Origin of the sequence: Chryseobacterium glaciei (assembly GCF_001648155.1) — a bacterium.
In the GTDB taxonomy this organism is placed as follows: Bacteria; Bacteroidota; Bacteroidia; order Flavobacteriales; family Weeksellaceae; genus Chryseobacterium; species Chryseobacterium glaciei.
Genome location: NZ_CP015199.1, coordinates 3,627,544 through 3,647,926, shown reverse-complemented (window position 1 = coordinate 3,647,926; position 20,383 = coordinate 3,627,544). Strand labels below are relative to the sequence as shown.

17 protein-coding genes are annotated in these 20,383 nt (G+C 32.3%); all 17 read right to left on the bottom strand.

What is annotated here, in order from left to right; all coding sequences use genetic code 11:
- Positions 1 to 103: 103 nt before the first annotated feature.
- The 17 genes from A0O34_RS16445 to A0O34_RS16365 all read right to left on the bottom strand — a co-directional run bounded on the left by A0O34_RS16445 (position 104) and on the right by A0O34_RS16365 (position 20,382).
- Entirely contained in the window at positions 104 to 703 is a 600-nt protein-coding gene (locus tag A0O34_RS16445) for a hypothetical protein (RefSeq protein ID WP_066756985.1), read from the bottom strand.
- An 84-nt stretch (positions 704 to 787) separates the two neighbouring features.
- On the bottom strand, positions 788 to 2,176 hold the full coding sequence (lpdA, locus tag A0O34_RS16440; RefSeq protein WP_066756982.1) for a dihydrolipoyl dehydrogenase: 1,389 nt from the start codon (positions 2,174 to 2,176) through the stop codon (positions 788 to 790).
- A 230-nt stretch (positions 2,177 to 2,406) separates the two neighbouring features.
- Entirely contained in the window at positions 2,407 to 2,667 is a 261-nt protein-coding gene (locus A0O34_RS16435) for a hypothetical protein (RefSeq protein ID WP_066759778.1), read from the bottom strand.
- An 80-nt stretch (positions 2,668 to 2,747) separates the two neighbouring features.
- The gene (locus A0O34_RS16430; protein ID WP_066756980.1) at positions 2,748 to 3,170 is read right to left on the bottom strand and encodes a hypothetical protein; all 423 of its coding nucleotides are present in this window, start codon (positions 3,168 to 3,170) and stop codon (positions 2,748 to 2,750) included.
- Positions 3,171 to 3,491: 321 nt separating this feature from the next.
- Entirely contained in the window at positions 3,492 to 6,155 is a 2,664-nt protein-coding gene (locus A0O34_RS16425; RefSeq protein ID WP_066756977.1) for a glycoside hydrolase family 3 N-terminal domain-containing protein, read from the bottom strand.
- A gap of 266 nt (positions 6,156 to 6,421) precedes the next feature.
- Positions 6,422 to 7,864, bottom strand: coding sequence for an alpha-L-fucosidase (locus A0O34_RS16420; RefSeq protein ID WP_066756974.1), 1,443 nt, complete (start codon positions 7,862 to 7,864; stop codon positions 6,422 to 6,424).
- A gap of 218 nt (positions 7,865 to 8,082) precedes the next feature.
- Positions 8,083 to 8,976, bottom strand: coding sequence for a TIGR01777 family oxidoreductase (locus A0O34_RS16415; protein ID WP_066756966.1), 894 nt, complete (start codon positions 8,974 to 8,976; stop codon positions 8,083 to 8,085).
- A 105-nt stretch (positions 8,977 to 9,081) separates the two neighbouring features.
- Positions 9,082 to 9,786, bottom strand: coding sequence for a YqjF family protein (locus A0O34_RS16410; RefSeq protein ID WP_066756962.1), 705 nt, complete (start codon positions 9,784 to 9,786; stop codon positions 9,082 to 9,084).
- A gap of 64 nt (positions 9,787 to 9,850) precedes the next feature.
- Positions 9,851 to 10,321, bottom strand: a complete 471-nt coding sequence (locus A0O34_RS16405) for an SRPBCC family protein (protein WP_066756959.1) — start codon at positions 10,319 to 10,321, stop codon at positions 9,851 to 9,853.
- Positions 10,322 to 10,401: 80 nt separating this feature from the next.
- Entirely contained in the window at positions 10,402 to 11,214 is an 813-nt protein-coding gene (locus A0O34_RS16400; protein WP_066756952.1) for a DCC1-like thiol-disulfide oxidoreductase family protein, read from the bottom strand.
- Positions 11,211 to 11,588, bottom strand: a complete 378-nt coding sequence (locus A0O34_RS16395; RefSeq protein ID WP_066756949.1) for a hypothetical protein — start codon at positions 11,586 to 11,588, stop codon at positions 11,211 to 11,213. The genes A0O34_RS16400 and A0O34_RS16395 overlap by 4 nt, the downstream gene beginning before the upstream one ends.
- 11 nt (positions 11,589 to 11,599) lie before the next feature.
- Entirely contained in the window at positions 11,600 to 12,019 is a 420-nt protein-coding gene (locus A0O34_RS16390) for a hypothetical protein (RefSeq protein WP_066756946.1), read from the bottom strand.
- Between the two features lie 78 nt (positions 12,020 to 12,097).
- Positions 12,098 to 12,499 carry a hypothetical protein gene (locus A0O34_RS16385; protein ID WP_066756944.1) on the bottom strand — a complete coding sequence of 134 codons (402 nt, stop codon included), beginning with the start codon at positions 12,497 to 12,499 and terminating at the stop codon, positions 12,098 to 12,100.
- 7 nt (positions 12,500 to 12,506) lie between these two features.
- Positions 12,507 to 12,851 (bottom strand): hypothetical protein, encoded by a 345-nt coding sequence (locus A0O34_RS16380; protein ID WP_157886046.1) that lies wholly within the window; start codon positions 12,849 to 12,851, stop codon positions 12,507 to 12,509.
- A gap of 70 nt (positions 12,852 to 12,921) precedes the next feature.
- Positions 12,922 to 13,425, bottom strand: coding sequence for a GbsR/MarR family transcriptional regulator (locus A0O34_RS16375; protein ID WP_066756939.1), 504 nt, complete (start codon positions 13,423 to 13,425; stop codon positions 12,922 to 12,924).
- Positions 13,426 to 13,541: 116 nt separating this feature from the next.
- Positions 13,542 to 15,512: a vWA domain-containing protein gene (locus A0O34_RS16370; protein ID WP_066756936.1), complete on the bottom strand. Its 1,971-nt coding sequence runs from the start codon at positions 15,510 to 15,512 to the stop codon at positions 13,542 to 13,544.
- Between the two features lie 340 nt (positions 15,513 to 15,852).
- Entirely contained in the window at positions 15,853 to 20,382 is a 4,530-nt protein-coding gene (locus A0O34_RS16365; RefSeq protein ID WP_066756933.1) for a TonB-dependent receptor plug domain-containing protein, read from the bottom strand.
- Position 20,383: the final 1 nt, after the last annotated feature.

The following is a 20,383-nucleotide window of genomic DNA, read 5'->3' as shown; positions in this document are numbered from 1 at the left end:
ATGCGAATTTTAAAATTATTTTAATAATTCTTTCATTTATCTTAAAAATATAAATATTTAAAGCATAAAAAACCACAGACAAAAATCTGTGGTTCCTTTATATTTATTTTTTGTCGTAGAGCTTAAGGATGTTTAATATATCTTTATCTTCAATCACAACATCTACTAAAGCTGATAAGTCAGGATATCCATATAATTTTTCTTTAAGCTGAGTAATGGAACCTCGCATCTTTAAATGCATTTCAATTACACTTTTATCTTTACGGAATAATATATAATCAGTGTCATTTGTTTCATACGTATAAATAGGTCCCGAATAAGAGCTTTTCTTGTACCAAGCCGTTTTCTTTCCATTATACTTCACCTGAAGGAGCCCCATGTCTTTAGAAAAAAGAGATTTCCCATTTATAAATTTTCTTTTAACTTTTTTAAGATCAACAACTTCCATATAACGAACATCATCTTCATTGACTTTTATTTTTTTACCCGAAGGATCTAATACCGTCATTTGTTTGATATAAGTTGCGGGAGAAAACTCTTCGTTTGTATAAAACCCAATATTCAGAATCTTCGTTTTTATGGTGTCTTTAGAACTTTTTAATACATATTTTACAGGAAAATATATTTCTTGAAATTTTTCTTCCTTTTGAGAGAAAAGAAGGTTAAAATAAACAAGGGCAAGGAATAAAATACTTTTTTTCATAGTTGTATCATTTATAAAAAAAGCCCAGAACGAATCTGGGCTTTAAATATAGTGTAAATAATTTATCGTTATTTAGAAGCCATATTAAATATGAATAACTTCTCCGTAAGCAGCAGCTGCAGCTTCCATGATAGCCTCAGAAACCGTTGGATGCGGGTGGATAGACTTGATGATCTCGTGACCTGTAGTTTCTAGTTTTCTAGCAACAACAGCTTCAGCAACCATATCAGTTACACCTTCACCAATCATGTGACAACCTAGCCATTCACCGTATTTAGCATCGAAAATAACTTTGATGAAACCATCTGTATTTCCGTTTGCAGTAGCTTTTCCACTTGCAGAAAGAGGGAATTTACCAACTTTGATTTCGTAACCTTTTTCTTTAGCCTGCTTTTCTGTAAGACCAACAGAAGCAACTTCAGGGTGACAGTAAGTACATCCAGGGATATTACCATAGTCGATTTTCTCAACGTGCAGTCCTTTGATCTTCTCAACACAAGTGATTCCTTCAGCAGAAGCAACGTGAGCAAGAGCCTGAGTCGGAATAATATCTCCGATCGCATAGTAACCCGGAACAGAAGTTTCGTACCATTCGTTTACTAAAACTCTACCTTTATCTATCTGGATTCCAACTTCTTCAAGACCAATGTTCTCGATGTTTGCAGCGATACCAACAGCAGATAATAAAATATCAGCTTCAAGAGTGATTGTTCCAGTAGCTGTTTTCACAGTAGCTTTCACCCCTTCTCCACTTGTATCAACGCTCTCAACAGAAGCATTTGTCATAATTTCGATACCTGTCTTTTTCAAAGATTTTTCTAAGTGCTTAGAGATATCTTCATCTTCCACAGGAACGATGTTTGGCATAAATTCAACAACAGTTACTTTCGTTCCCATTGTGTTATAGAAGTCAGCAAACTCAACACCAATAGCTCCAGAACCTACAACAATCATAGATTTTGGCTGCTCAGGAAGAGATAATGCCTGTCTGTATCCGATTACTTTTTTACCGTCTTGAGGTAAGTTTGGCAATTCTCTAGAACGTGCTCCAGTTGCAATAATGATGTTGCTTGCAGCATATTCAGTCACTTTACCGTCTTTATCTGTAACAGAAACTTTTTTATCTTTTAAAACTTTCGCAGTTCCCAGAATAACGTCGATCTTGTTCTTTTTCATTAAGAACTCAATCCCTTTACTCATTTTATTAGCAACGCCACGGCTTCTTTGAATTACATTTGGAAACTCAAAACTTGGCTCCACTTTATTCAATCCATAATCTTCTGCATGGTTGATATAATGAAAAACCTGAGCAGATTTCAACAAAGCTTTCGTTGGAATACATCCCCAGTTAAGGCAGATTCCTCCTAGATTTTCTTTCTCGATAATTGCAGTTTTGAAACCCAATTGTGCCGCTCTAATAGCTGTAACATATCCACCAGGACCACTTCCGATGACAATAATATCGTAGTTCATTAGCTTAAAAATTTTAATGCGAATTTAAGGAAAAATATTGGATGTTTCATGTTTCTTAAAATTCGTGAGGCAATGCATAATAAAGCCTGTTTTTATTATATTTCCAACAAAAAAAGAGAACATAAAATACGTTCTCTTTAATAAATTTTTATTTTAATTTGAAATTCATCAAAACCTAATATATAGAATTAACCTATTTCAATTTTAATAATTTCAAGAAATGTCTGTTATTACATTTTTTTTAGCAATCTTTTTTGACTTCTATATTTATCATTTAAAGCCTTCAACTGTTCCTGTTTCATTTTTTTTGAAGCAATTGGATGATTCAAAATCAATTTCTTTTCCTGATTATATCTTTTATCAAGTTCACGTGATTTGGTATTAATCAATTCACTTTTTGAAGGATGAGGTGGTGGCGTAGGATGTTTTTGTGCTGAAACATTCATTGATAATCCTACTAATAAAATTGTTGATATAAAAAACTTGTTCATGATATTTACATTTATGAATGATTTTAAACTTTTAATTAAATTCATTCGGATTCGTAGTGAATATTACATATATCGTACCATTAAATTTTATCCTTCTCTTTTTTTAATACTTCTTTTTGACTTTCGTATCTTTTTTTCAAAGCCTCTTTTCTAGTTTTTTTCTGAGTTTTTGTTAAGCCATTATTATCATCAATCAGATCTTTCTCTTTATCATATTTTTTTTCTAATTGATCAATTTTATCTTCAACCTGCTTTTTTCTACCGTCTTTAGAATTGCCGTATTTCTTTTTGTAAGCTAGATCATAGGTTTTATTGTCCTTATCTTGTTTTAAAGCTAATTGTTTTTTCAATCTTGCCTTTTCAGGGCCTGATAATTTAGAATTTTCATTGATTTTTCTATACTGTTCAGCATATTCTTTATTGATTTGATCCTGCGTTTTTTGAGCAGAAACATTTACAGATAAACCTAAAAACAATACAGTTAAAATAAAAAATTTGTTCATGACATTTATATTTAAAGATTAATAATATTTACTGTTAAAAATTATAGAGTATGGGAATTATATTTTGTACAATAAATATTTAAGTTAAAAAAATTACTTTTTAGATGCAGATATTATACCAAGTTTATTTTATCGCAAGGCTAGACAAAGATTTAAGTCCATAATTAAGTTTTAAAGATATACAAAGGCATTTCATTTAAGAAGGTAATACAATTTTAATTTGTCTTGTATTTCTTTGAGAAGTTTACGACCTTGTTTATCTTTAAATTGTGCATAAAGAAAATCAAGAAAACTTTGTCTAACCTTGCGATAAAATAAAAATTATTCAACCTCAATATTCTGTTTCAAAGTCAGGTTTTTAGAGGAATTTCCAACCATAATTCTGTAGGTTCCTTTTTCTACGATCCAATTCATTTTTTCGTCTAAAAATTTTAATTTCTGAATTGGAACTTCAATCGAAATTTGTTTAGTTTCTCCTGGTTTTAATTCTACTTTTTGAAAACCTTTCAACTCAATAATCGGTCTTGAAACTGAAGCCAACAAATCTTTTATATATAATTGAATGACTTCACTTCCAACTTTCGAACCTGTATTTTTAACTTGAACTTTAGCGATAATCGTTTCGTTTTCAGAATATTTTGTTTTATTTAATTGTAAATCAGAAATTTCAAAAGTTGTGTAACTCAATCCAAAACCAAACGGATACAACGGTTCGCCACTCAAATCATAATAATCATTTCCGCGTCCGGTCGGGTGATGATTGTACGTCAAAGGCAACTGCCCTTCCTCAATCGGAAACGTAATCGGCAATTTCCCCGATGGATTTTCCGCCCCGAAAAGCACTTTTGCAACGGCATTTCCACCCTCTTCTCCCGGGTACCAAACATCTAAAATAGCCCCGACTTTATCTTTCCAATCCGTAGTTTTTATTGCAGAACCGCCAACCAAAACAACTGTTGTCGGTTTATTTAATTTTGAAACTTCCTGAATAAATTGTTCCTGATTTCCGGGAAGGCTCAACGAAGAGCGATCCTGAAATTCACCTTCATGAATTCCTGCGGTAACAATGATGTAATCTGCATCTTGAGCCAATTTTAAAGCATCATTAAAATCTTTCCGATAATCATTTAAACCATAATTCCAGATCAGTTCAATGTTCGCTTCACCCCTATTTTCATGAAATTCAATGACAATATCAGATTTTTGACCTTTTACAAAATCTATATCAACAGTTTTGGTTGAATAACTCAACTTTTCCCAATTATCAATCAACAATTTTCCATTTACATATAATCTGAAGCCATCATTTCCTCTTAAACCCAACTGATATTTTCCTGAATTTGGAGCTTCTAATTTTCCTGTCCATCGAACACTGTAATTGTCGGGTTGTAGCTTTTCAGGATTTGGAGAATATAAAGTCCATTTGAAATTTAATTGTTCGTCTTGTTTTTCAAAAGCGGGATTTCCTTTTAAATCAGAATTGGAAAAATAATTTCCTTTCAAACCTTTTTGGTTTTCAAAAGATAAAAATTCGGATGGAACGGTTGTGAAATTCTTCAAACTCCAATCAATTCCTTTTGAATAATTTACTTCAATATTTTTATTTTTAGTGAAATTTTTAATTCCTTCCAAAATACTCACTTTCTTGTTTCCCGGCCCGGAATAACCGCCTAATCTTGCATCAACAGCATCAGTCCCAACCACTAAAATCTTTTTAATATTTTCCGAAATCGGGAGCGTTTGATTATTATTTTGAAGCAAAACAAAAGATTCAATGGCTGTTTTTTCTGCTAAGGGTTTGTGATTTAATTTCTTTAATTCCGAAATAGCTGCATCGGAAACGTAAGGATTTTCAAACAAACCCAATTCAAATTTTGCTCTTAAAACTCTCGAAACTGCATCATCAATTCTTTCCTGTGAAATTCTTCCATCCAAAAATGGTGGAATAAACAATTTATAATGTTGATATTCTGTCTGGAAAATCACGTCAAGACCTGCATTGATCGCCTGTGCAGAAGCATCATCATAATCTTTTGCCGTAAAATGGAGAACATTTGCTCCACCTACCGCGCTTGCATCACTAATGACAAAACCTTTGAAATTCCAATCTTTTTTTAATTTTTCGGTCAATAACCAATGATTTGCCGTTGAAGGTCGCCCATCCAACAAATTATACGAAGTCATCACCGACCTGCTTTTGCCTTGTGTGAAAGCTTTCTGAAAAGGAATCAAATGCGTTTCTTCCAAATATCTTTTGTTCCAATGAATTGGATATGAATCTCTTCCACCTTCTCCGACATTCGCTAAAAAATGTTTTGGAGTGGTAATAATTCCCTGATTTTCAAAAGAACTGACAAAATTTACACTCATCACGGAAGTCAAAAACGGATCTTCACCATACGTTTCCTCCGTTCTACCCCATCGGACGTCGCTCGCCAAATTGACAACAGGTGTCAAAATCTGACGAATTCCTCTCAATTTCGTTTCTTTTGCGATCGCTGTTGAAACTTCTTTCATTAACTCAGGGTTGAAAGTCGCCGACAAACCAATCGCTTGTGGAAAAGCCGTTGCGCCTTCTCGCATTAATCCATGTAAAGCTTCATCAAAAGGGATAATAGGAATTCCCAATCGTGATTCTTCCACAAAATATTTTTGAATTGCATTGATTTTTTTTGCCAATCTTTCTGCATCTTCATTGGCATTATATTTCAAGAGTTGTCCTGCAACTCCACCACCTTGATTTCCTGCGCTCACCTGTAAACCAAAAATTCCGTGGGAATATTGACCTTTCGGAACATTGTCCAAATCTCCGGGAATCATAAAACACTGCCAGAATTTTTCTTCGGGAGTCATTCTTTTCAACAAATCCTGAACCCGGGCTTCTACAGGTTGTTTGGGATCTTTGTATAAGGGTTTTTGAGCGGTAATAAATGTAATGCTCAATAATGAAATTACTATAATTTTAAATCTGAGTTTAAAAGGCATCGTAAATAATTTAGTTTAAAATCAGTTCTTTTGTCTTGAAACAAAAGAAACAAAAGAACCAAAAGTTCAAGACTTGGAACCCTCCGCTAAAAATAAAATCTGTTCTCTAAAAATTCTAAAACTCGCGCGAATTTAATAGTGGTTTTTCAGTTCACGATTTGTGTCGCGCTCAAACAGTAGAATTTTCTTAACGTTCACAGACTTTATTTTCTTAACGCTCCGATTTCCTATGTCATTTTAAGACAAAAAAAAGTTTACAAATTCAACTATTGTGTTATTTGAATTACAGTTGAATATTTTAATTGTGTTCTTTCTTTTGGTAAATTTATTTCAATAAAATTTCCTGTTTTTTTCCATTGAATTTTTGAGGAAATTCCTAATATTTTCAATGATTTTGGTTTAAAATTTTCAGGAATTTGAAAATTTAACGTTGATGGAGCCTGATAATTCGTTTTTTCATCAATGTGAAAAATATTAACTGTTTTTCCGTCTTTGCTTTGAGTATAATAAAAATCTCCTTCATGATAAGGTGCAACAGCTCTTGTTGCAAAAACAGCGGACTGATTTTTATCCATCCAAGTTGAGATTTCCTTTAATCTTTCATAAACGATAGCATCATAGTCTCCGTTGGGTCCGGGAGCAATATTCATCAGATAATTTCCACCTCTCGAAATGATTTTAACTAAAGTTTCAATAATTTTCTGAGACGATTTGTAATTATCATTCGGAACATATGAAAACGAATCTCCCATCGTGATACAGCTCTCCCATGGAATCGAAAGTGCCTGTTCAGGAACGGCTTGTTCAGGCGTCACATAATTTTCCCATTTTCCGGGAACGGTGCGGTCTACAATGATAATTCCGGGTTGATTTTTGCGAGCCATTGTACCTATTTTATCCATGTCAATATCTTGTTCAACTTTGATCGTTCTCTGCCATTCTACTTTTTGATCGATGGTGTTGAATGGGCGAACCCAACCTCCGTCTAGCCAAAGAATATCGATTTTACCGTAGTTTGAAGTGATCTCGTTTAGCTGATTAAATGTGAATTTTTTAAAGTTTTCCCATCTTTCAGGATATTTTTTTGGATCATAATTCACATTTCGGTCTTTCGGCGGAAAATACGACCACCAATAATCATCAGAGTGCCAATCGGGTTTTGAGAAATAAGCTCCGATTTTGAAACCTTCTTTTCTAAATGTATTGAAAATCTCTTTCGTTACATCCGCTTTCGGATTTTTAGAAAAAGGCATTTTTGAGGAAGTAATTTTATAATCAGACTGTTGGGTATCGAACATTGCAAAACCGTCGTGATGCTTTGTTGTAAAAACCACATATTTCATTCCTGCTTTTTTGGTCGCATCTGCCCATTTTTGCGGATTAAATTGAGTCGGATTGAAAGTCGTCTGAAGATTTTCATAGTTTTTCACGTATTCATTGTAAGATTTTCCGTGTTCGGGTTTACGTTGCGTCCATGATTCGTCTTCGGGGCAAAGACTCCAACTTTCCACAATTCCCCATTGGCTGTACGTTCCCCAATGCATGAAAAGCCCGAATTTTAAATCCTGCCAGTTTTCAAGATTCTGAATAACAAGCGGATCAGTTGGTTTTTGGTAGCCCTCCGAAACATTGTGAGCCTGTGAAAAAAAAGTAGATGATATGAGGAATGATGAAAGAAATATGGTTTTTACTTTTTGTCTGATTAACATTGCAGTTTAGTTTTCGCTAATTTAATCATCATTTGTGAACTGGCAAATGGTTGTGTTTCGGGAAATTTTGATTTTTAATCTGTTTTATCTAATTGGTTTGTTAATAGGATTTTATCCTATCCTTAAATAAATCGCCATTTTGTGGCTCATATATTACTTTTTTCAATTTAATTTTAAGTTTTTGTGTTTATCTGTGAAAACATTTGTGCTTTTTGTGTTTAAATCAAATTTCTAAATGCAGATTCGATATTTGGATAAGAAAATTCAAATCCGTTTTTGATTAATTTTTCGGGATAAACGTTTCTGCTTTTTAATAATAATTCTGTTTCGGTTTTTAAGAAAATTGACGCTATTTCTAATTGCCAAACAGGAGCATTTAATCCAAATGGGATTTTCATTTCTTTTCTTAATTTCCTCATAAATTCTTCGTTAGATAAAGGATTTGGAGCAGTTATGTTGATTACTCCGAATATATTTTCGTTATCAATAATGTGTTCGATCGCTTTACAAAAATCATCGATGTGAATCCAGCTTACATTTTGATTTCCTCTTCCCTGTTTTCCGCCCAATCCTAATTTTGTAATTAATTTTAATTTTGGAAAAGCACCCCCATTATTACCTAAAACAATTGAAGTTCGTAACGCTACTTTTCGTACATTTTCATTTTTAATAGTAAAAAATTCTTTTTCCCAGCTTTTGCAGATATTCATGGAAAAATCGTCACCAATGATTCCGTTTTCTTCTGTATTTAATTGTGTTTCTGAGTGTGTGTAAATTGTTGCTGAACTTGCATTCAACCAAACTTTAGGTTTATTAACACATTGATCAACGGCTTGTTGAAGAACTCTTGTACTTTCAATTCTTGAAGAATAAATTTCCTTTTTGTTTTTCTCGGTATATCGACAATCGACAGATTTTCCTGCGAGATTGATTAAAACATCAGAATTTTCAAGCAAATTTTCCCATTCGCCTAAAGTTTTGGCATCCCAATGAATTTCGTTTTTACGTTTCGGATTTCTTGTTAAAATATAAACTTCATTTCCTTTTTCTGTAAAATATTTTTCAAGATTTTTTCCGAGAAATCCGGTTCCGGCGGCGATGATTATTTTCATTTTGGTTTGGTTGATAGTTGTTGGTTGCAAGTTAATGTTTTTTTGTTGAGATGCTTCGACAAACTCAGCATGACAGCGCTAATACTAGCTGTTTTTGAATATATTTTAAGCCAGATATTTCTTAGTTTTAACTTGTATTTCAGAGCCTTCTGCAAGCATTACGGAAATTGGCTTTTGATCATTTAAAAATTCAAAATCTTTTCCGTAGATCTTATTAAAATCAATTTCGAGCTGATGATTTTTGACTAAATAATAATTCCATTTTGGATGACAGACTTCGTATTCTGAGGTTTTATTTTCTCTTTTTGTGAAACCGAAATAATGTTCGGTAATAAATTCAAATTCTGAATTATTTTCCATTGGTAATGGTTCGTTTTCAGCTGTGATTTCTATAGAATGCCAAGTTTTATCTTTCCAAGAGTATTTTATTAATAGTTCTCCATCTTTTTCATTAATAAAATTTTTCATCGGCATTGTTTTGTAATTTTCTTTGTAAATTGAATTCGCGACAAAACTCAAAGCAGGTTTCGGAACAATTTCTTTGATGAAAACTACACCTCTTTTATACTCATTACCTTCTTTTTTCTTTACATAAAATCTCAAATTGACTTCTTCAAAATTTCTGTGAAAAGGAATTGGAAACCCTAATAATTTTGTGTTTAAAAACATAAAACCAACCAAGCTTACGTAACATTTTTCTTTATAAAAATCGAGTTCTGTGCCTTCAGGAAGATATTTTAATAGAATTTCTGGATTGATTTCGTAGTTTATGATTGCTAATTTTCGCCATTCGGCTTTTAGGAAGTTCATTGTGTTGTTTTTTGTTATTAATTGGTTGATTGATATATTTAATAGGATTTTATCCTATTCTTTATTAAGTCGCCACTTTGTGGCTCTTAGATTCTGCCGTAATTTTGATTAATTTATTTCGTTCTACCAGAAAATTTTTCATATAATTTTTAAGAAAAAAATGGTTGAAAAGTTTTCCAATGATTCCAAATGGAGATTCAAATTCGAGAATGTCAGTCATTATTGTGTTTTTGCCCTCTTGGTTAAAAATATGTTGATGTTTAAATGATTTAAAAGTTCCTTTCAACATCATATCTGTGAATTGATAAGGTTTTTCCATGCTGACAATCTTTGAAGTGTGTGTTTGATAAATACCTAAATGTTTTGCCCGCCAGGTCACCGTTTCGCCTTCTTCAATTAATCCTGAAGTTCTCCCTGCAATTGCTTTTTCGCCTGTTTTGAAAGTTGATTTTTGATGTAAATCAATGTCTCTTGCTAAATCGAAAACGGTGTGAATATCGGCTTTGATGATTGTTTTTAAATGGATTGTTGACATTTTTTATTTATTTTTTAGGTTGATAGGATTGCATCCTATCCTTTGCTAAATCGTCCCGTTGGGACTCTTTTGAGCTGTTTTTAAAAATTTAACCAAATAATTATTGCTAAAGCTGTCATTCTGAAAAGAGTCCAGGAAATTGTTGGAAGATAATTTAATTTTAAAATTTTGCACCTTCTCAAATGCTCCAAAAACATTATGGAAACTACGATTCCGAAGTAAATAATGTTGAAAATTGGATTTAAGTTGATGAATAAAACAGGAATTAAAAGTAATGTTCCAATCATTGAAACGGTCATCATATTACCAAGATAATTCCAAAATTTTTCTTTTAAATAAGCTTTTAAAAATGTAGTTTGCCAAGCAATTTGACCTAAACAAACTATAAATTCTCTTAAAAAATTATGTCCTAGATTCAATCCTAATTTTACTGTAAACAAACTCAAAATATAAGCTGAGAAAAATACAACGAATGTAATGTATGCGATTCTGTATTTCAAATTAAAATCAGGAATACAAGATTGGTCTGTATCATCTTTTTTTGATGGAATGATCTGTTTTCGATTGTAAGAAACAAAAGAATACAGCTTTTTGAAAAACCAATACAGAGGTCGTATTCTGGCAATTTTTTCTAATAATGGGAAGGAATTTCCAATAATTAATAATAAACTATCTAATCCGTAAATCACTTCGTTTTTGTTGTGATCGACCAAAGCGATTTCGTTTTTTGCACGTTTGAAATCTATTAAATTTTTATTCTTCAAAGACAATTCTGTAAAGGCTTCTCTTCCGTTTTCATCAAGCATTCCGCATTTTGTAAAACCTTTTGAATAGATGTTGCACATGGGGCATTCATTGTCGTAGATGAGGGTGTGGTTTTTTAAAGTTTTCATTTGTGCTGATTTAAAGATTGATATAATTTGTAATTGTCGTAGACATATAGAATAGCTAAGAAAGGGCTGTATAAAAGAGATGCAATTAAAATAGTTCCAAAAAAATTGGTGACTTCATGATTATTCTTAAACATAAACATTATTAAGAATGAAATCCAGACAGGCATTATAAAAAGTCCATAAATGATGTAGCTTATAGTCTTTTTTTTCTTTTGAAAAATTTTGAGTAAAAAACTAATTAATTGAGGAATTCCTACAACAAAGTAAAATGGCATTATTCCCCAACCAACTGCTATTCCTACAAATATTGAAAGTAATCCTCCGACAAGAAAATAAACTTGAATGTAGAAATCATTTTTAATGAAAGTTTTCATGGCTATGAATTTTAAAGATTTATGTTTTCATTTATTACGCCTTTATGATTTTTAGCATCAAAAAAACTAATACATAAGGATTGTAAAATAAGAACAGGAGAAAGAATGAGCCAAGTGAAAACCAATATTTCAAAAATATCTTTTAAACCTTTTATATAAAAAACACAAGCAAATATCCATATAAAAACGCCTATAACTACATATGTTGAAAGAAACATATAAACCTTTCTAGACTCTGTTTTTATATATTTTTTATTGAAAAACTTAATAATATTCAAAGTGTATTGTACAAATGCAATGATAAAAAATTCAATGATTATTGCAAAAGCGAGAAATTCTTTCTTTGACAATACAGCGATCAAAATCGTCAATATAAATAATAAGATAACTCCTTGCTGGATTTTTGAATCGTGTGTTAAAATAGTTTTCATGGCTATGAATTTTAAAGGTTTAAAAAATCGCCTCGTGTTCGTTTATTTTGAAATTTGAAAGTGAAATACATCCAAATTTTAAAGATCAATGTTTTCATTTTGAATTTGTTTTTCTTTGTTCATTGCGTGTTTACGGCCTTTCAAGAAAAGTAACAGGTTTAAAAGCATCATTATTCCCAGATAGATAGAGAATCCACCAATTTTTCTACTTACTGCGACGACCAACCTTTCAACGGTTTCGATTTGAAAAAACTCAATAATACATAAGGCAAATCCAATATTTAAAAGGTAAAAACCAATTTTAAAGAGTGAATTTGTTGCCATTGCGATGTCTTCTTTCTGGTGAAAAATATCAATCATAAAAGTTTTTGAATTTTTAAACAGAAATTGAGAAACCAAAACTGTAAGCGCGATTACAATTGGTAAGTAGATCATGTACGCTGAAAAGTTGTACGTTTGGGTAAGGATAGTTGCAGTCATGATAATTTTATTTTATTGTTAATTTTTTTCTTAAAATATAAAGCATGAGAATATTTGTAAAATGTAAAAAGCAAAGAATCAAAATGATGTATCCGATACGGCTAAAAACGGTTGCCAAAACTTCGTCCATACTTATTATTTCCCCCCAAGAACTCAAGCTGATAGCGATATAGCCGAGGTTGACCAAATAATAACTCCCTAAAAGTATTCTGTTGACCGTTAAGCAAAAATGTTTGTCTTTGATCAGATATTCCAAATAGACTTTTCCGGAATTGAAACATCTTCGCCCCACATCGATCGTGATATACGAACTGATAGAAAGAAAAAGCATGTATGAAATTATATTGAACATTTTATAAATATTATAGTTTCAATAATTTTTGAAAGTTTATTTGAAATAAAAAAGGATTTTGAAGTCCTTTCTATTTTAATAAGTTGGTGATCTTTCCGACCAGCCAGTGATCATCACTTTTAATCGCAAGATCCATAATATTGTTGATTTTTCCTGTTACAGAACTGAAATCATCCATTAATTTGATAAACTCTTTTGCTCCTTCAGAATCTTTATCTTCAATATCCTTAAGTTCTTCTAAAAAGGAAATTACAGGTTCGATCTCTCTTTTTCTACGCTCTTTTGTAATCTGTTTGAAGAGGTACCAAACATCTTTTTCAGCTAAAAAATATTCTTTTCTTTCACCTTTTATGAATTCTTTTTTCACAATTCCCCAATCCATCAAGGCTCGAAGATTCATATTGGCGTTTCCTCTTGAAATTTCAAGCTGCTCCATCACCTCATCAGTAGACAATGCTTTACCACTTGCCAACAGCAAAGCGTGAACCTGCGCCATCGTACGGTTGATTCCCCAATTCGTAGCGAATGTTCCCCAAGTCTGAATATATTTTTCTTTAGCTTCTGAAAGTTGCATTTTGTTTTACTTTTAATTTCTTTTACAAATGTAATAATAATTTTCGAACTTTCAATAATATTTGAAAGTTTATTTTAAAATAAAACAGACACCCGATATGAATGCCTGTCTTTGCTTTATTTTTTGATTGATTTATAGCTTTCAACTAATCTTATAAATTCAGATCTATAGCCTTCTTCATCTTTGTTTTTTCCTTCTTTGGCTAAATTCTCAATTGTATTGAGATCTTTTTCTTTAATTAATTTAGAATCTCTTAAAACCAATCCAAACCAGGCAACGGAAGTCGCAAACTTGAAATCCGGACTCGATTGTGAAATAGACTCATTAGAATCCTTAACCACTTTCGTGATCTCTGTACTTTTATCTCCATCAGGCTTTTTGTAACGGAACTTTACAGTCGCCACCTCATCTCCGAAATTTTCTGAAGTTGAACTTGAAGAATATTTTAACTTACTTTCCTTCGGAGCATATGAAGAACTTACACCTGTAGGAATCACTTCATACAAAGCAGTTACCGTGTGCCCGCTTCCCAATTCTCCTGCATCAATTTTATCGTTTGTAAAATCTTCATTTCTTAATTTTCTGTTTTCATAACCAATTAATCGATACGATTTTACAAATTTCGGATTAAATTCAATCTGAATTTTCACATCTTTAGCAATGGTGTACATACTTCCTGCGAATTCTCTTCCCAAGAACTTATTAGCTTCCTGTAAATTATCAATATAAGCATAGTTTCCGTTTCCTTTATCTGCCAAGGTTTCCAGTCTGTTATCTTTATAATTTCCCATTCCGTAGCCAAGACAGGTAAGGAAAATTCCGGTTTTTCTTTTTTCTTCAATTAAAGTTTCAAGACCTTTTTCAGAAGAAATTCCAACGTTGAAATCCCCGTCTGTAGCCAAAACTACACGATTATTTCCACCTTTAATAAAATTTTCCTGAGCCAATTTGTAAGCTAATTCAATTCCCTCTCCTCCTGCTGTACTTCCACCTGCCTGAAGTTTATCTAATGCTTTAATGATTCTTTCTTTTTCTGCAGCCGAAGTTGGTTCCAAAACTGTCCCTGCATTTCCGGCATAGACAACAATTCCGACTTTATCCTGTGGTTTGAGTTGATCCAACAAAATTTTAAGCGAAGATTTTAACAAAGGAAGTTTATTGCTCTCATCCATAGAACCCGAAACATCGATCAGAAAAATAATATTGGAATTCGGAAGATTTTCCATCGCAATATTTTTTCCCTGAAGCCCGATTTTCAACAGTTTATGATTAGGATTCCACGGAGAATCGCTGTATTCTGTATTGATTCCGAAAGGTTGCTTATTTTCAGGTTGAGGATAATCATATTTAAAATAATTAATCATTTCCTCTATTCTCACGGCATCTTTATCAACAATACTTCCGTAATTGATCATTCTTCGGATATTGGAATAAGAAGCATTATCCACATCAATAGAAAACGTAGAAACAGGCTGATTTTTGGTTGATTCAAAAGGATTTTCAACCAATGAATTATATTCTTCGTCAGTATTGCTGATTTGTTTTACCCCTTTTTTTGAGGCTGTTGTCGTAATTTTTTTATTGTAAACTTTATTATCAGTTGCAGTTTTAGCTTGTTTTACAGGCTTTGAAAGAACATTACTCTTTTGCTTTTTATATGAACCTACCATCGCAACACTTTCTAATGATGATTCAACTTCCATTGCTACCTGCGTTCTAGGTTTCGGGCAACCGTTATACTCGGGCATTCCTGGAACGGTTGGGCAAGCATCATCCTTATCCAGAATTCCGTCTCCATCTGTGTCAGGCCAAGGACAACCATTATTTTCCGCAGGACCTGCAACTGTTGGGCAAGCATCGTCTTTGTCGATAATACCGTCACCATCCGCCTCCGGCCAAGGGCAGCCGTTGTTTTCCACAGGCCCAGCAATTTCTGGACATTGATCTAATTTATTGGGAATTCCATCCTGATCTTTATCTTTTTTTACACTTAAAGGTTTTGATTCTTTTGTAGATTCTGAAACAGTTTTGGTCTTACAACTTCCTAATAAAGCCAAAGCCAATATTGATATACTAATTTTTTTCATGATTATTTTTTCGTTGTTAAATATAAATAAATTTGATGGCTATAATTATTTCTGATAATCAAGCTTTGAACGAGTTTGAACTTTTTGTTTTAACCACAAAAGCAACAAAAGATTAACACATTAGTATTTTAAGTTAACCAATAGACCGCAAAAAGACCACATTAGCTTTAAAAATCTTTGATTTTTATTCTTTTGAGGGCTATTGTTTTCAAAACTGTTAAATTTTAAATCATTGCTTTTGTATCTTTTGTGGTTAATTTTTTAATTAGTTTAAACAGGTTTGTTATATAATAGATGCAGAAATTAAAAAAGGTTTCAGTTTATTTTATTTTTTTATCCATTAAGGTTCAATTTTGGCTTTAATTCCTTCATTCCAGAACTTAGATTCCGGCATATAATAAAGATAGACGTTGCTGGCTTTTCCTGTGTATTCACCTGCAAATTCTACTTTTAAATCCAGATTGATAACTTTCGTTTCATTAGCATCGAAATGTTCCCAATACAGAACCAAATAATTATCAAAAATTTCATAATAAGCGATCTGTTTTTTATCCATTAAATCTTTCAGCAAGGCATTTTGTAATGTTAATCCAGCAGGAATTCCGATTTTGGCTGTCGTCATTGGCAATTGACCATTAATTTTATTTTTAATTGAAATTGTCATTCTGTTGGTCTCTCCCACTTTTGAAATTTCAGATTTTAAGTTCGTTTCCATTGTTAAAGGAATATCAGCACTTTTCGGAGCCTGCAACGTGAAATATTGATAATCCAATTTATAAGGAAGACCTTTTTGAGTCGGATAATTTACACTGATTGTATTTTCTCCTGTTTTAAAGGCAGATCCTAGTGAATTATTGACGTTAACCTCTGCTCCATTGATCTTTATTTTAGGTTTTTCATTGCCGTATAATTTTTCATTTTTAGCAAAAAACTGAGACAAAGCTTCCAATGCTAATGTTGTTGCCTGTGTAGAACCAAAACCGTAATATCCGTTGTAATTGATTAATTCATCAGCAACTTCGGCAATCTGTAACTGATTTAATTTTTCATCTTTCTGCAAAGCCATGACATATAACGACAATGTTTCTGCGTTGGCAGATCTTCCGCCTGATCCTGTGAATGTTATTTTTGTCTTTACATTTTTTTCTTCGTATTGTTTATTTAAAAGACCCAAAAGTGTCTCATATTCTTTTGTTTTCCCAAGATTGACAGACACATTAGCCATTAAAGCCAACTGATAAGAATCTTTTGTCGCCAAAGCTTTATTTAAACTGATTTTATACGATTCTTCCAGCTCATTTTTAAAGCCGATTTTAGACAAAGCATATAAAACATACATATTTCTCGACCATGCAAATTCAGAATAAGGATGATTGATTTCGTAACTTTTTCTTACCTCAAAAATTCCGTTTTGATTTTTCTTGGATAAAATGAAATTGGTAAGGTTTTGAATTAATTTTGAATCAATATTCACATACTTTTTTAAATCTCTAAATTCCAGCAAAGCAAAAGCAGAAATTGCCACATCAGACTCCGCGGAATTGAAGTATCCGAAACCGCCGTCTCTATTTTTATAACTCAACATTTTCTGATAACCTTTTTTCATGTTTCTAATGACAAGACTTTCTGTTTCTGGTGTAATTTTCTTGACAGATTTTAAATAATCCAGAATGAAAATATTAGGATAAACCGTTGACGACAACTGTTCAAAACATCCGTAAGGCTCTTTTTTCAGTCTTTCTATATCTTCAAACATCTGTAATGCTGTATTTTCGTAAACATAATATGATGCGAAGAAACTTCTGTTGATATAGTCCGGAATGTCGATTTTTATATCCTCAGATTTATTATTAATGATCGAATAACGATGCGGAAAACCTTTCTCCTCAACACTAAAAGGAAGGATCATCGTCTCTCTGAAATCACCAGATTTTACGCTAAACTGAATATTAGAATTAATAATTTCATCTGTTTGTATTTGCACAAATAATCTTCCAGATTCTAATGGCTTTAACGTAATAATACTGTCAGATTTCATCAATTTAACCCGATTTGGAACAATTACATCCATTGTCATTTTTCTGGTTTCGGACGAATTATTTTTAATCACAACAGGAATCGTCATTTGATCTGTTCTCGTTAAATATTGCGGAATTTTAGCATCAATTGAAATCAGACTTTGTGCGGCATAAGTTGTTTCGTCTCTTCCGATTAATCCCGAAGACGAAATTCCTTCCGTCATAATTCTGAAAGCTGTATTGGCATCAGAATTATAAAATTCAACCTGAGCTTTTCCGTTTTTATCGGTTTCTACAATTGGATTCCAATAAATACTTTCTCTATAATCGTGTCGATATGAAGTATTTGTCGTTTGGTAAACGGGATAATAAAAATCTCTGCTGTAAGAATATCTCACTAAACTATCCCTCGGAATAGTCATCACTGCATAATATGATTTTGGAGTAATATCAAATTTGATATGGGATATTCGGTTTTTGAAAGAATTAATGACAATAACGCCGTTTGCTCCCTGACTTCCATAAATAGAAGTCGCAGCAGCATCTTTAAGAACTGTAATACTATTAATATCATCAGGATTAATCGTCGTTTTAAAGTTCTCTACCGGAACACCATCCACCACAAACAAAGGAGTTTTATTAGAAATCGAAGCAGATCCTCTTACTTGTACATTAATAGGACTTCCCGGTAGACCATTTGTCGTATTTATAATAAGCCCGGCAACCTTACCGCTCAAAACTGAAGCTATATTAGGGTTTTGAAAACCATTGTTATCTACTGTTACTGTAGCTGCGGTTGATTTCGCTTTTGCAGACATACGGGAATATCCCAAAACAACAACTTCCTCTATATTTTGTGATTTTACGGTATCGCTTAAACGTCTCAATTTGGAAGTATTAGAACGGTTTTCAGCACGACTTTTATTTTTTTCTTCGTTAGTTAATTTTTTATCCGCTTCTTTTACGGCTTCCTTCACCACTTCTTCTACATTTGCATTGTTCAATGATTTTTTCGTCAGTGGATTTACCGCTAGTTTATAAGATAAAATTAGGATCTTTACTTCTTGTTTTGGCTGAAAAGATTTTGCAATCAAACGATAGTTTTCCTGACCATTCAGATCTGAAAAATAAAATGTTCCATCATCTGAAGTAATTTGTTTTTTGATTAATGAACCATTGACCAAATAAACCTCCGCTTTTACAGGGTTTTTCTTTTCATCTTCTACAATTCCGTAGATCGGATTTTTCTTTTCCGGAAGATATTTATATTTCTGGTTTTTGATAATTTCAGGAAGCAATTCAAAATATCTGTAACCGTTCGTAAGCATTACCAGATCAAGACTTTTTTTTGCTTTTTCTTCTTTTTTATCGAAATAAAACTGTGGTTTCTCAATTTTTCCTCTTAACTCAGAATCCATCAAAAGCCAAGAGATGATATGATTTTGTTTATCATCGGCATATGTCCAAAGCTTGTCGTCAACCACACTCATTGCAAGGTTTGCAGGAATGGGTTGATTATTTTCGTCTGTCGTTTCAACATTTACAATTACTTTCTCTCTTGGAAGATAATTTTTCTTGATTGGCATTATCTTTACATTCATCTGCTTGTTTTCATTGGCAAAAACAATACGTTCGGCAAGAGGAATCTGTCCTTCAAAAACAGTAAATCTGGAAATCCCGATTGGAAGCTCACTTTCTGAAATTTGAAATTCATTCAATCCATTTTTTAAAGAAAATGATTTCGTGTAAACCTCTTTTTCACGGAAACTTCCTTTCACAACAACATTTTTTTCATCTGTTGAAATAATTTTAAAATTGATCTTTCCATTTTCTTTATTGAGATTAAAAACAACACCTTCACCTTTAGCTAATGGAAGCTGATAAACCTGATTAATATTTTCGGGTTTTACAACTTTAGCATAATAATTTTCGCCTTTTTTAGGCGTAAAAAGAAAACTTCCCATCCCAAAATTGTAAGCCGAAACTTCTGCAACTTTTTGATTATTTTGATTACAAATTGCTAAAACTGCATCAACAGGTTTCTCAAATTCATCTAATATTTTGAAAGCGATATTTTGTTCGATTCCATTAATGAAAGTTCCGCCTTCAGGCATAAATTTTACATCAAGATTATTCAGAACAATCGGAATATTTCTGGAAATAGACTCTGTAAATCCTTCAAAATTCACTTTGATATTCAACAAAGCATCAGAAGATTTTAAAACTGCCGGAAGAGTAAATTTCAACTGTTTTTTTCCTTCTTTATCTGTAATAAATTTTCCTTGTGAAATGGTTTCACCGTTGTGCATCACTGTAAAATCCGCCTCATAAAAAGGAATCGGCAAATTGCTCAGGCTTCTCATCGAAAAATCCGCCAACACTTCATCTCCTGCTCCGTACCCTTTTTTAGGAAAATCAAGTTTCATTAAAATTCTTGGGGAAACAATTTTCTGTAAAGTAATTTCTTTTTCAAATGCATTTTTTCCTTCTTCATTCTGCATCCAATTCGTAAAAGCTCGGATCTTGTAAATTCCGCCTTTCATTTCATCATTAAAATAGAAATATCCTTCTGCATAGCCGTTTTTAATTTCGTATTTGTCTTTTTTAATGACACTTCCGCTTGGATCAATCAATTCAAAATTCACGACCTTACTTTGATCGGCAGGAAGATTATTTTCTGCTTTTATAATGTAAATTTTAAAGTACATTTCCTCACCAGGTTTATAAAAAACATGATTGGTCTGTATGTACGTTTTTTCTTTCTCGAAATCTTTAAACTGATTTTGCGCTTTCAAACTCAAATTTGAAAACAAAAATCCTAGTATGATATATAATGTAAACTTGAAATTCATA